The following is a 13365-nucleotide window of genomic DNA, read 5'->3' on the forward strand; positions in this document are numbered from 1 at the left end:
TGGGCAAGACCTTTAGGTCTTGACGTTAAAGCTATGGAGAGCAGCCATCTGGCATCGCGACTATTCGGCCAACGCCGCCGCTACTCGCCTGAGTACCTCTACACGTTCAATTTTGCTGGCCTGAATATAGAGCGTCATTTTTCCCCCATGCAACCGCTGCTCCAGATCCAGCTGGCCATTTTTCATCGCAACCAGTACACCTTGTTGCGGCTCATCCCTGTCCGCAGCAAAAACCCGCACATCGCGACCGATATAGCGCTGTAGCTCTCCCACGGGGGTGGCAATATAGCGGGTCCTTACCAGCTTAACGGCTGAACTACCCTTTGCTTGACCTTGCACACCCTTTTCTGGACCAAGCGCAACCCCGTCACCAAACAGTGATGCCAGCTTTTCACCGCCCTCAGGGAGGGTAAAACTGAGATCCGAAACAGGTTGCCCATTGATACTGGCATTAACTCCTAAAACCCGCAGCAGATCCTGTGGTTTATAGGCCGACAAGATCCCCGGATCAATGGCCCCCTCGGGCGACAGCGTGATGCGCAACTCGCCAGGCTGAGTCAATAAGTGTCGCAAGGTAAACCGGATACCCTCACCAGGCACAAACCCAATATTCTTTACAAAATAACCAGGTTCCTGATTGAACAGCGCACTGACAAACGAAGACCTGTCTTGCCCTGCTTGTTTGGCACAGGACTCAATGACACGCTGTGTATAGCCCTGATCCACTTGGTAACGGACGATCATCTGTTTTATTTGAGGTATCGCCCCACTGACTAACGTTCCCGGCTGAGGAACGCCGCTAATACTCATCTCCATACCGAAATTCGAAAGGCCCGCCATGGCATAGTCCATGACAAAATTGATTTCACCGGCCCTCTGACTATAGTCGTAGCGTAAACTCGCATCGGCTACCAACTGTTGAAAGCCCAGTTGCTCCACACCGGTCTGTGCTAGCAGGCCGCCCAGGCTACACATCGCATGCGGCTGGCCAGCCACTTTCAATCCAAAGGCGTCGAGATAATCACTCCCCATTGGAATACGCATGCGGCTTACTGAAAGATGCAACTGCTCGGGTGGCTGATTCATGTTAAAACCACCCGCCACATCCAGCAGAAATGCCACGCCGCGCCCTTTGAGTTCTGCCTGATCTATCGTCATTCCAGTAGCCGCACCGATCGGTGTAGCCTTAATGTCAGCCACGGATATAGCACCTGTCAGGCTGGTCTCGATAGCACCATATTTCAAGGTTGCGACAGGTGCAGCCAGGGCGACTATACGATCCAGCCCCTGCTTGACCTTAAAGTAAAGATAGCCCTTCACCCCGCCATAGGCGACCAATCCAATTACCATTGGAACGAGCAGGGCATTCTTTAACTTCACCATTCACCTCCAGCCATCTTATCGATGCGTTTCCCTGATCAGGGCCTATCTTCTGGCCGCCTTGCCAGAAAGGCCTTTCCTTGCGCCATCAACTCAACAAAGCCTTTTTCATCGCCATCCAGGACACGACCTGCCACTTGGGTCACGGCATTCAACAGTGTCACCAACGCCCGAGGGGTGTGCGTATTCAAGGATTGGATTTCGAAATAGAGATAGGGATTCTCTTCTGCCACGTGACTGGCTACATCCATCTGCGCATCAAAGGTGCTGCTGGAGAATTTGGCCAATCCTTCCGCCTGTTCACCGCTCTGAGAGAGCGCATTAAAGAAAGCAATGTTGACCGCATGCGAAAGTCCCAGCACGTAAGCCATGGCATGGTCATGATCATCCAGTGACATGCTAACCTGCTCGGCCATCGTTGAGTTAAACAGTTCCCGTACGGCGGCTGTCGCCTCTGCAACACCCAGATCCACAAACACCACGTTGCGCCCTGACAGTAGCTCCGTATCAGGTCCAAACATGGGATGGATAGACGTTACACGACAACCCGCTGCCACGAGATTATGCAGCGCAGGGTCCAGTGGCCCTTTGAGCGAACTGATATCAAAAATAATCCCGTCAGGCCTTCTGACAGCCAGCTCATCCAGCAATATTCGAGTCTCTTTGATGGGCGTGGCAATCACGATCATATCTTGGCTAAGATCGGTATCACCCAAAGAACCGTAACAGCGATAACCTGATGCGCCTCCTTTGGGATCACAGATCTCAACGCTGTAGCCCTGTGCAGACAAAAAACGCACAAACCACTGCCCCATCTGGCCGGCTCCCCCTATCACCAGTGCGCGCTTACCACTACCAGTCTTCTCAGAGGTGACTTTATCCAACTCCTGTGCGGCCAATGAAGCCCTAATCAATAGACGGAACATCTCTTCGCCGATATCCTCATCCACACCTACGCGACGTGCCGTCTGTCTGGCAAGATTCAACACATCTTTTTCCCGCGCATAGTCACGAGTGCCCTTGCCGGCAGATGATTTAACCCGACCAATTTCAGCCACAATCGCCTGACGACGGGCAACCATCTCCAACAACTCAACATCAAGGCAGGAGAGCTTCTCTCTCAGCGCCTGTAGATCCTTCATCGCTTTTTCCTAGCATTTGGTGTCAGCAATCGGGTAGGCCCGATACCGGCCTATAATGACTATATCGACACAACTCATTAATTCTGCAGATTAATCGGGCCTGACCAGAGTAATGATCTCGCCACCAGCAAAATATTCCCTGGCACCCAACCGGCCGAGTGGATTGAGTCTGTCAGCATGAATCTTGAGTCGACCCTTTGCGTCCGTTTCTGCGACTGTATCATCGATATAGAGATGCGTCAGGCGGCCAAAGATCAGTGCCTGCGGGACAGGGCCCAGCTCTTTCACCTCGTATAACTCACAGGCCATCGCCAGACGACAATCCGCCAGCCTTGGTAAACGGGAGCCAGGGAAATCCGCAAGCTCAAGGCCCAGCGTGTTCACTTCGGATAAACCGGCCGGCAGGGTTGCCGAGCTCTCATTCACCTGATTGATCTGCTCCACACTGGGCAGATGCACCACAAAAGAGGAACGTGCCTCGATATTGACCCGGGTATCTTTAGGAGTGCCATCCGGCTTCTTGCCCAGCGAAAGCATTATCAGCGGCGGATCGCTGCAGACGGCGTTGAAATAGGAGAAGGGTGCCAGATTGAAGTCACCCTCTGGGTTTTCGCTCAACACCCAGGCAATAGGCCGAGGGATGATCGCCTGGGTCATGGCAAAATAGGTATCCGTAGTACTCAGTTGAGCAAGATCAACAATCATAGGTAAGGTCCATACTGATCAGGGGAACGTGCATCTCATTGGACGACAGGCCGCCATGCACACCGATATGACTGAGCGGCCGCTCTCCCGGCATTTCGCTCGTCAGGATATAGTTCTGCTTCATGACCAGGGCATAGTGACCAATTCGATCATGCAACCGGGGGTGGGGCTCCCCCAAGCCAAACACCCCCTCTGCGAGGAGCTGTTCACTGGAAAACAGGGTGGTCGCCTCACCTAACTCCTGGTTGACGTAGGATTCAAACGCGTCCTTCCGATCAGGATGCACATAACAGAACGCCAACCGGGGCTCACCACACAACGGCATCATTAGGGTATCGGCAAGCACCGGGTGATCTGACAGCCGCAGAGTATGCTCAGGCTCGGTATCGACAAAGCCATGGTCGGCGGTTACCAGCACCAGGGTGTCGGTTCCTCTGAGACGCTCCGTCATATGGGCAAAGGCCTGGTCGAGCGTCTTCAGATGCACGGCCACCTCGCTGCTTCCCACACCATGCTCGTGTGCGAGGCTGTCAAATTCAGGCCAGTAAGCATAAATAAAATTACGTCCCTTAGCCGAATTCACGGCACCTTGTATCCCCTTGAACATCCCCTGCATACCACCCCGGTAGGGGCGGATCTTGCCCTGCCCAGTAAAGGCGCGATTAAAGGTTGATCCAGCTATCCAGTCCGGAATCACCAGATGACTCTCTGCTGACAGGCGATCATAGATGGGCGTAACACCGCTGAGTTGGCGCGGATGCAATATTCGCTCATCAATCGGCATACGACCCAACCGGGTGGTGTAGGGCAGTATGGTCAAAACCGAGCCGACTTCAGCAAAATAGGTAAACCAGCCGGTCAGTCCATGCTGCTGCGGTGGCAGCCCACTCAGGAAAGTGGGGATCGCCGAAGCCGTAGTCGAGGGACAGACCGACGTGATTGAACCAACAGTATTGTGGAACAGGGTCGAATCGGGTGCCTGATCCTTGAGGTACTGATAGCCCAGTCCATCCACCACCAGCAACACCAGGTTGCGCACGCCGCCCAGCCGTTCACTGTCTAACCCAGCCAGTGGCACATAACCGGACTCCCAGCCCCCCATTGCAAGCGCAATGGAGGACATCAGATTGGCGATACTGCCGCCTTGGTAATCAGGAAATAGCATAAATTAGGCGGCAACCTCTACCAGTTCCAACTCAAAAGTAAGCGCCTTGCCTGCAAGCGGGTGATTGCCATCCAGCGTTGCTACGGCTTCATCCAACTCGATTACAGTCAGGCGAAAAACCTGGCCATCTGGACCTTGCGCCTGTAACTGGACGCCCAGCGCCAACTCAATCTCAGCCGGAATCTGCTCACGTTCCACTTGCTGTACCAGCTCTGGTTGATGTTCACCATAGGCTTGGTCAGCCGGAATATTTATCGTCTTGGTTTCACCGACCTGCATCGCTTCAATGGCCTGCTCGAAACCCGGAATCACCTGCCCTTGACCCAGGGTAAATTCCAGCGGCTCACGCCCTGCTGATGAATCAAACTGAGTACCATCTTCCAGTGTACCGGTATAGTGAACTTTGACCTTCTGGCCGAGTTGAGGTGATGACATATCCGTCTCCAAGTAATTTACGTAGTGTCAAAATGCAGATCAGACAGCTTCCGCTAATCTGCGCATGTGATTGCAACCACGCACGAGTACACGGCTAACAACCATAATCCTCTCAAGTGAGGACACAGAGCGTTTATGATGGCATGATTTCCCCATCATTTCCGCACCCAATACCGTCATGCCATTGAGAGAATCAAAAAAGGCCTCCCGTAATCAGGCCGTTCTACGCTATAAAAAACAGCGTCAAAGAAACCTACTGGCCAAACCAGGTCCCCATCAATTTGTTATTGTAATGGATCACCTCAAGGCCGGATTTAACGTCCCGAAGATATTCCGCAGCGCCGAGGCATTTGGCGCCCAGGAGGTCCACCTGATTGATATTGGCATGTTCGATCCAGCACCGGGAAAAGGCTCATTCAAAAAAGTACCCGCCCGCTTCCTCGACAGCTTTGATCAGAGCTACCAGGACCTTACAGAGCGAGGCTACACCCTGTTCACTTTAGAGGCCGATCAAGGCGAATCGCTCTATGCAGCCACACTGCCAGAGAAATGTGCCTTTGTATTCGGCCATGAAGAGCGGGGGATCAGCTTTGATCCGGATAATTACCCAGAAATACGCCGCCTCACGATACCGCAGTTTGGGCAGGTAGAGAGTCTCAATGTCAGCATTGCCGCCTCCATTGTAATGTACGAATATGTGCGGCAACAGGGCGACAAAACGGCCGTCGTCCAGCCACCCAGAAGTGAACAAAAAATACGCAGGAAAGGAGATTCCAACTAGTTTTCAGTACGCTCTTCGCGCTGCCTTCTAAAGATCACCACGGCCCCAGGTAACTCCCCATTGGCGATTGGATAGGCTGAATACTCCACCGCCAGGGCTGCGCCTTCGGCATGCCAGAACAGCCCCTCTTCACGCCCCCGCTTGCCGTTCCGACAGGCCGCATAGAGTGCTGAGTCTTTTTCAGGATAGGGCTGATTACCCTCCCGGGTATGTTGAACCAAATCGTGAAATTTACTGCCAATTAATTCATCCTTCCTGTAGCCCAACATCTCCAGAGCGGCAGAATTGGCAAAAGTACATCGACCCAGACCATTCAGTCCACAGATCCCGTCACCGGCCGACTCCAACAACAGCTGTAGCTGATGATGCAGATGGGTCAGTTCACGGGCCGTCTCTTTCTGATCGGTTACGTCAAGACCAATACCACCGACTATGACCTCATCACCCTGCAATCCTGTAATGGGGAAACGTATCATTCGCCAATGGCTGGGACGCTCATCCCAGGGGTGAACCTCTGTTGATTCAACCGGGCGCCCCTCCTCAAGCACCCTGATCTCCTCCTCCTCCCTGACATCAAGGTCCCGCTCTGGCCAGATCTCTGTAGATTGCCGGCCAATCACGTCCGCCTCGTGCAAATGATTCGTCTGCTCCCAGACCGGGTTTACAAACAGATATTGGCCTGTCGATGACTTCATATAGGCGATACCCGGCAGATTACGCATGAACGCGGTAAAACGTTCATTCATCTCTCTGATCTCACCGGTTTTCAGCGTGACGCTGCGTCGTAACAACAACACTCCTACCGCGAGCATCACCATCAGCAACAACAGGAACAACAAAACCCAGAGTAGCCACTCAGGTATTTCCAACGCCATGGAGTCACCAAACCACTTTTCCTGGAACTGGTAAAACTGAGAACTACGGTCTCCCTTCAAACGGGTCAGATGATAATCAAGACGCTGCATGCGCTTGGCGTTAGGAATCTGTCCATTCAGGGGTGAAAGGGCAATACGAATCTCTGCCGGATTAAATATCACCGACGATTTTATCAAGGGATACTGCTGAAAGCCGGCCAGATCGAATGATCGAGGAATCAATCCCGCATCTACCGGTCCATGATCAACCCAGGCCAGGACAGACTCATAATCACTGACCTCAAGAAAACGTACTTGTATATCAAAGCGCGCCGCCAACTCCTTAAGATCTGCAAAGTGTGGGTCGCTGGAGAGTGCTACAACGGTCTTGCCGGCAAGATCCAACGGTGACTTGATGGCGTCTTTTCCGGCCATAACGATCTGGCCCCAGTTAACATAGAGACTCTCACGGTTGTAATCCAAGCGCCGCTGCTTCGCCTCACTCGAGGAGATGGGCGTGAGCATCTGGATCTCCCCCAGCACCAATAGCTGATTACACTCATCCCAGTTACAAGGGACATATTCAATCTGCCACCCCTCTTCACGGGCAATGAGATTCATCAAATCGATGATGAAACCAGAAACATGTTCAGTATCGGCAACCTGAACCAGGGGGGGTTTATCATGGACACCGATGCGAATGGTTTCAGCCGCACCCACGGCATTCGCCAGCAAGAGTGCCGACAGAATCGGCAATGCCCACTTTAAAATACGGTTTATTATTGGTTCATTTACCCACCAGCCCATCGAAAAAGTGTATCCCGTTCTTGACCAAAGTGGGATAACTTCTTATTCCTTTCGGGATTAAATCGCAACAAAAGTGCATTTTTCATAGAAAACACCCGTTATTAACCAAGAAAAACACTACAGATTTTCCCTTAAGGGCACAGCACACTATAATGTGCCGCTTTCTCCAGATATTTTGAGTCTCGAATTCATGAAACGCCCAGACGACACGACTGCTCAACTGCTCTCCCTATTGCAACAGCGCATCCTCATTCTGGACGGCGCAATGGGCACCATGATCCAACGACACAAACTGACTGAAGCCGATTATCGCGGTGAGCGCTGTGCCGACTGGCCCTCTGATCTGAAGGGAAACAATGACCTGCTCTCAATCACCCAGCCTGAAATAATCAGCGGTATTCATCAAGCCTATCTGGATGCTGGTGCGGATATCCTGGAGACCAATACCTTTGGGGCCAACCGTATCTCGATGGCAGATTACCAGATGGAATCGCTCAGCTACGAGATGAACGTAGCCTCTGCCCAACTCGCACGAACGGTCGCTGATGCGGCCAGCACGGCAGACCGACCCCGCTTTGTCGCCGGCGTTCTGGGCCCGACCAACCGCACCTGTTCTCTGTCACCGGATGTGAATGACCCCGGTTTTCGCAACATCACCTTCGATGATCTGGTGACAGCCTATGCCGAGGCAACCCGCGGACTGATTGAGGGCGGCAGTGACATCATTCTCATCGAGACCATTTTCGACACCCTGAATGCCAAGGCCGCCAGCTTTGCGGTTGAGCAGGTGTTTGAGGAAGACCAGGTTTCTCTACCGGTGATGATCTCCGGCACCATCACCGATGCCTCTGGACGCACCTTGTCTGGACAGACCACCGAGGCCTTTTATAACTCACTGCGGCATATCAGGCCGATCTCTATCGGACTGAACTGTGCACTAGGCCCCGATCAGTTGCGCCAGTACGTCGAAGAGATGTCACGCATTTCCGAGACCCATGTCTCTGCCCATCCCAACGCCGGCCTGCCCAATGAATTTGGCCAGTATGACTTGGGGCCGGATGAAATGGCCACCCAAATCAGGGAGTGGGCCAGTAGTGGCTTTCTGAATATCGTCGGCGGTTGCTGTGGCACCTCGCCGGACCATATTCGTGCTATTGCCCAAGCGGTGGCCGACCTGCCGCCACGCCAACTGCCCAAGATCGAGAAGGCCTGTCGACTCTCAGGGCTGGAACCTCAGACCATCACGCCTGAGAGCCTGTTCGTCAACGTGGGTGAGCGCGCTAATGTCACCGGCTCCGCCAAGTTCAAACGCCTGATCATGGAAGAGCAGTTCGACGAGGCACTGGATATCTGTCGGGAGCAGGTTCAAAACGGCGCCCAGATCATCGATGTCAACATGGACGAGGCAATGCTCGATTCCAAGGCCGCGATGACCCGCTTCCTCAATCTGATTGCATCCGAGCCCGATATATCCAAGGTGCCGGTCATGGTCGACTCCTCGAAATGGGAAGTGTTGGAGGCCGGGCTGAAATGCATTCAAGGTAAAGGTGTAGTCAACTCCATCTCCATGAAAGAGGGCGAAGACAACTTCATTCGTCAGGCACAACTGCTGAAACGCTATGGCGCTGCCGCTGTCATTATGGCGTTTGATGAAGCCGGCCAGGCCGATACCCTGGAGCGTAAAGTCGCGATCTGTACACGGGCTTACAAACTACTGACTGAGCAAGTCGGTTTTCCTCCCGAAGATATCATCTTTGACCCTAACGTCTTTGCCATCGCTACCGGCATCGATGAGCACAATAATTATGGCGTCGACTTTATCCAGGCCACCCGAGAGATCACCCGCACCCTGCCCCATGCCCTGATCTCAGGCGGCATCTCCAATGTCTCATTCTCTTTCCGGGGCAATAACCCGGTGCGCGAGGCGATACATGCCGTGTTCCTCTATCACGCCATTCAGGCTGGACTGACCATGGGTATCGTCAATGCCGGTCAGTTAGCGATCTATGACGACCTTCCTCAAGAGCTGAGAGAGCGGGTGGAAGATGTCGTATTGAACAGACGCCCGGATGCCACCGAGCGCCTACTGGAAATTGCCGAAAAATATCGGGGCGATGGCAGTACCAATGAAAAGAAAGAGGATCTCAGCTGGCGTGAATTACCCATCAAAGAGCGCCTTGAACATGCCCTGGTAAAAGGCATCACCGAATATATCGATGAAGACACTGAGGCCGCCCGACAACAATCGAAACGCGCCCTGGATGTCATCGAAGGCCCTTTGATGGATGGCATGAATCGGGTCGGTGATCTATTTAGTGCCGGGAAGATGTTCCTGCCACAGGTGGTCAAATCAGCCCGGGTTATGAAACGGGCAGTGGCCTATCTGGAACCGTTCATTCAGCAAGAGAAAAGTATTAATGCGGCGCCAAACGGCAAGATTCTCCTGGCTACGGTAAAAGGCGATGTCCATGACATCGGTAAAAACATTGTTGGAGTAGTCCTTCAGTGCAACAGCTATGAAGTGATTGATCTGGGCGTGATGGTGCCCGCCGAGACCATCTTACAGAAGGCGAAGGAACATAAAGTCGATATTATCGGTCTTTCTGGATTGATCACCCCGTCACTGGATGAGATGGTGCATATCGCCAAGGAGATGGAGCGTCAGAATATGCAGATCCCGCTCCTGATTGGCGGGGCCACCACCTCACTCATTCACACGGCGGTAAAAATACACCCCGGCTACAGCGGTCCGTCAGTCTATGTGCCGGATGCCTCTCGTGCAGTCGGTGTGGCCAGCACGCTGCTCTCTGCCGATAGGCGGGATGAATACATCAACAGCCTGAAGACCGATTACGCGGAAGCGCGTGAACGCCGTGCCAATCAGCAACAGAACAGAAACCTGATCCCCCTAGGCGAGGCGCAGTTGAATCGCCCCCCCATCGACTGGGCGAGCTATCAGCCACCAGCCCCCCTCAAACCCGGCATCCATCTGCTTAAGGACATCAATCTGGCAGAGCTGGTCCCCTACATTGATTGGACCTTCTTCTTCCATGCCTGGGAGTTAAGAGGAAGTTACCCGAAGATCCTGCAGGATGAGGAGAAGGGTGTCGAGGCACAAAAACTGTTCAACGATGCTCAGGCGATGCTGAAACAGATTATTGACGAGCACTGGCTTCAGGCCCATGCCATAGTCGGCATTCTGCCGGCGAACAGCGAGGGGGATGATGTTACCGTTTATCAGGACGAATCACGAGATCAGGTTGCGACCCGCTTTCACTTCCTACGCAAACAGGGTAAACAGCCAGCCGGACGTTACAACGACTGTTTGGCGGACTTTATTGCACCCAAATCCAGCGGGCTGAAGGATTATATTGGCGGCTTCGCCTGCAGTGCCGGCATCGGCATTGATGAAAAGGTCGCAGAATTCGAGGCCAACCACGACGATTACAGCGCCATTATGTTGAAGGCACTGGCAGATCGGCTGGCGGAAGCACTGGCTGAACACCTCCATCTACAGGTACGCAAACAGCTCTGGGGCTATGCCCCGGATGAAGCACTGGATCACCGCGCCCTGATCAAAGAGCAGTACCAGGGCATCCGTCCCGCCATCGGCTATCCCGCTTCACCCGATCACACCGAAAAGCGCATCCTTTGGGATCTGCTGGATATCGAGGCACAAACCGGTATATGGCTGACCGAATCGATGGCCATGGTCCCCACGGCTGCCGTCAGTGGACTCTACTTCAGCCATCCCGATGCACGCTATTTTGCGGTAGGCAAAATGACCAAGGACCAGATTGCCGATTATGCCAACCGCAAACAGATATCACTGGACGAGGCCGAACGCTGGCTAGCGCCTAACTTGGGTTATGAGCCCGCTTGAGTCTGATCTGAAAGCTGGCGAAGGATCTCCTCCCAGTGACTGAAGCGAAGCAGATGCCCGGCCTCAGGCATACTATGCAATTCAGCGGTGGGTAGCTGCTTCGACAAAAAAGATGTCATGGCAGGCGGGACACTATGATCTTTTTCACCCTGCCAGAGGGCAACCGGCATCGCTATACCGGACAGAAGATACGCCCAATCAGTCACCAGGAGCGCCAGATCACTTATCAGCCCAGCACCCCCCTGTTGCAGAGCACGCTGGGTATTTTTCCCGAGAATTTCACACAATTCCGGCTGACTCGATAGCAGCGACTGATCGCAGGCGGCCAGCCCCTGTATGAAATGGGCTGTCATTTGCTCAGGCATAGTGGCCAACGGCGCTATGGCCGACTCTAACTGCACCAAGTCTTGCCGAGCCAACCGAATCATCTCCTGATTGGACACAGACATCCCCTCGAAACAACCCGGACTGTCATACGGGGCCACACTTGATACCAGGATCAGACGGCGCACTCTTTTCGAGAGCTTGTGTGCCGTTGCAATCGCAAACGCACCGCCCGCCGAGTAGCCCAGTACATCGACACAGGGAATTCCCAGGTGATCCAATAGAAACGCCACATCCTCCGCCCAGCGCTCAAAACTGTAAGCCGGATGCGCCTCAGACCCCCCGTAGCCTGGGCGCTCAGGGGCGATCAGGCTCACGGCATTTAACTCGGCCGCACACGCGCCCCACGCCACCTCATAGGCCGAGCCCGGCATGCCATGACAATACAGCACAGGCCTACCCCGAGGCGCGCCGGATAGTGAATAACTGAGGTTGCGGCCATCCGCTAACTGGATACGGTCAAAAGTGGGCATCCGATTCATAGCACCAAGGGAGATAAAGTAGCTGTGATCAGGCTCACCAGTTCACCTTGACGCCCAGTCCCGGTCTTTTGATAGATCGATTTGAGTTGGCTCCTGACGGTATGCTGGCTAGAACCCAGTCGCTGGGCAATACGCTTTAACTCCAGCCCATTGGCGATCAGCTCGGTAACCCGCGCCTCAGCCGGGGTTAAGCCAAACAACTGACGCAAACGATCATGACAGAAACGCCGCTGTTCGGCAGGGGATCCGATATAGAGAATTGCGGCTGTTCGCTCCGTCGGACACCAGAACGAGGCCGTTTCCCGGCTTACGGGTACTCCTAGCAACACCAGGGGCTGATGGTTTTCAGGATCACCCAACAAGCGAAGGGCATTGCTCCCTGGGTGATCCCGGCCCATGCCCATCGCCACCACTTCCGATACCAGTCGCCTTAATGCCGCTTGCTCGTGTCCAGCACAGGCCTTCAATTGCCCCCCAGAGATATCCAGCGGATAGTCACCCGAAAGCGCCTGCTCGGCACGCTTATTGGCCCACAGCAGGGCCCCTGACTCGCTCAACAACAGAACGCCAATCTCAAGTCGATCCAGGGCCTCACAGCTCCCCGCCACAAGGGCATCTTCACGGGCCAACAGACGGGTCAGGTCGGCTGCGCGCTTGAGGTGAGGTGCAATCGAATGAAGCAGTTGTCGATCATGTTCATCAAAAGGGCCACGCTGCCGTGAGCGCTGGATACCGAGCAGCAGTGCCCGCTGCGAGTCTCGCATCACAAAGCCACCGGCGGCATAAAAGCGATCCGTGTGCCGAAAAAAATCACTGTAGAACTCGCTCTGAGCATACTCCCTATCCGATACCGCATGATGACTAAGTTGCATCCCTATCTGCGGCTGTCGACGGAGTAACCGGTAGAAAGGATCAACCTGAATAAAGTAGTCCCGATAGCGCCGATTCTCCTCATCGGTAAAGTTCCAGGTCGCGCTATGGGAGAGTGACGGCTGCGTCGTATCGAGTACCCGCAAAGCCGCAGAACGACCATCCAGATGGCCGGCAAGATGTTCCAAAAACTGCGGCCATAACTCCGGCTTCAGCGCAGCATCATAGAGTCGTCCCAGAAGATCGGCGATCTCCGGGCCGGTGGTTTTTCCCATGAATTTATCCTGTTGAGGTAGCGAGAGCGTCTGGCTATCCGGCCAGTCAATAAAAGGATATACCCCAAACAGGGGATGCCCGACAAGCCCTTTTGCCACATACTCGCTGCCGCCCTCCTGGGCTCATGAAGAAAGCGGCTGGACGCCCCATTTGAACCTGACAAATATCACCTATTGCGGGGCAATTATTGACGCCGTAACG

Annotated in this window: 10 protein-coding genes; 2 read left to right on the forward strand and 8 right to left on the reverse strand. The window is 53.9% G+C overall.

Features of this window, described 5'->3' with window-relative positions; translation table 11 throughout:
* Positions 1–60: 60 nt before the first annotated feature.
* The 5 genes from FHP88_RS04765 to FHP88_RS04785 all read right to left on the reverse strand — a co-directional run bounded on the left by FHP88_RS04765 (position 61) and on the right by FHP88_RS04785 (position 4827).
* Complete coding sequence (locus FHP88_RS04765; RefSeq protein ID WP_144357869.1) at positions 61–1383, reverse strand: hypothetical protein; 1323 nt, start codon at positions 1381–1383, stop codon at positions 61–63.
* A gap of 35 nt (positions 1384–1418) precedes the next feature.
* A complete protein-coding gene (locus FHP88_RS04770) occupies positions 1419–2522 on the reverse strand; it encodes a prephenate dehydrogenase/arogenate dehydrogenase family protein (RefSeq protein ID WP_144357870.1) in 1104 nt (367 codons plus the stop codon).
* A 90-nt stretch (positions 2523–2612) separates the two neighbouring features.
* Complete coding sequence (locus FHP88_RS04775; RefSeq protein WP_144357871.1) at positions 2613–3227, reverse strand: flavin reductase family protein; 615 nt, start codon at positions 3225–3227, stop codon at positions 2613–2615.
* Positions 3217–4392 (reverse strand): alkaline phosphatase family protein, encoded by a 1176-nt coding sequence (locus tag FHP88_RS04780; RefSeq protein ID WP_144357872.1) that lies wholly within the window; start codon positions 4390–4392, stop codon positions 3217–3219. Before FHP88_RS04780 ends, FHP88_RS04775 begins: the two co-directional genes overlap by 11 nt.
* Positions 4393–4395: 3 nt before the next feature.
* Positions 4396–4827 carry an FKBP-type peptidyl-prolyl cis-trans isomerase gene (locus FHP88_RS04785; protein ID WP_144357873.1) on the reverse strand — a complete coding sequence of 144 codons (432 nt, stop codon included), beginning with the start codon at positions 4825–4827 and terminating at the stop codon, positions 4396–4398.
* Between the two features lie 178 nt (positions 4828–5005).
* On the opposite strand from FHP88_RS04785, the gene FHP88_RS04790 reads away from it, so the two are divergent.
* Positions 5006–5608: a TrmH family RNA methyltransferase gene (locus FHP88_RS04790; RefSeq protein ID WP_144357874.1), complete on the forward strand. Its 603-nt coding sequence runs from the start codon at positions 5006–5008 to the stop codon at positions 5606–5608.
* Here FHP88_RS04790 and FHP88_RS04795 read toward each other — a convergent pair.
* Positions 5605–7269 (reverse strand): PAS domain S-box protein, encoded by a 1665-nt coding sequence (locus FHP88_RS04795; protein ID WP_144357875.1) that lies wholly within the window; start codon positions 7267–7269, stop codon positions 5605–5607. The two genes, FHP88_RS04790 and FHP88_RS04795, sit on opposite strands and share 4 nt — an antisense overlap.
* Before the next feature lie 190 nt (positions 7270–7459).
* Here FHP88_RS04795 and metH point away from each other — a divergent pair, with 190 nt between their 5' ends.
* Positions 7460–11152 carry a methionine synthase gene (metH, locus tag FHP88_RS04800; protein ID WP_144357876.1) on the forward strand — a complete coding sequence of 1231 codons (3693 nt, stop codon included), beginning with the start codon at positions 7460–7462 and terminating at the stop codon, positions 11150–11152.
* Here the strand turns inward: metH and FHP88_RS04805 are convergent.
* The gene (locus FHP88_RS04805; RefSeq protein ID WP_186297610.1) at positions 11137–12009 is read right to left on the reverse strand and encodes an alpha/beta fold hydrolase; all 873 of its coding nucleotides are present in this window, start codon (positions 12007–12009) and stop codon (positions 11137–11139) included. The two genes, metH and FHP88_RS04805, sit on opposite strands and share 16 nt — an antisense overlap.
* Positions 12010–12014: 5 nt before the next feature.
* On the reverse strand, positions 12015–13163 hold the full coding sequence (locus FHP88_RS04810; protein WP_144357878.1) for a helix-turn-helix transcriptional regulator: 1149 nt from the start codon (positions 13161–13163) through the stop codon (positions 12015–12017).
* Positions 13164–13365: the final 202 nt, after the last annotated feature.

The organism is Sedimenticola selenatireducens, from assembly GCF_007625115.1.
In the GTDB taxonomy this organism is placed as follows: domain Bacteria; phylum Pseudomonadota; class Gammaproteobacteria; order Chromatiales; family Chromatiaceae; genus Sedimenticola; species Sedimenticola selenatireducens_A.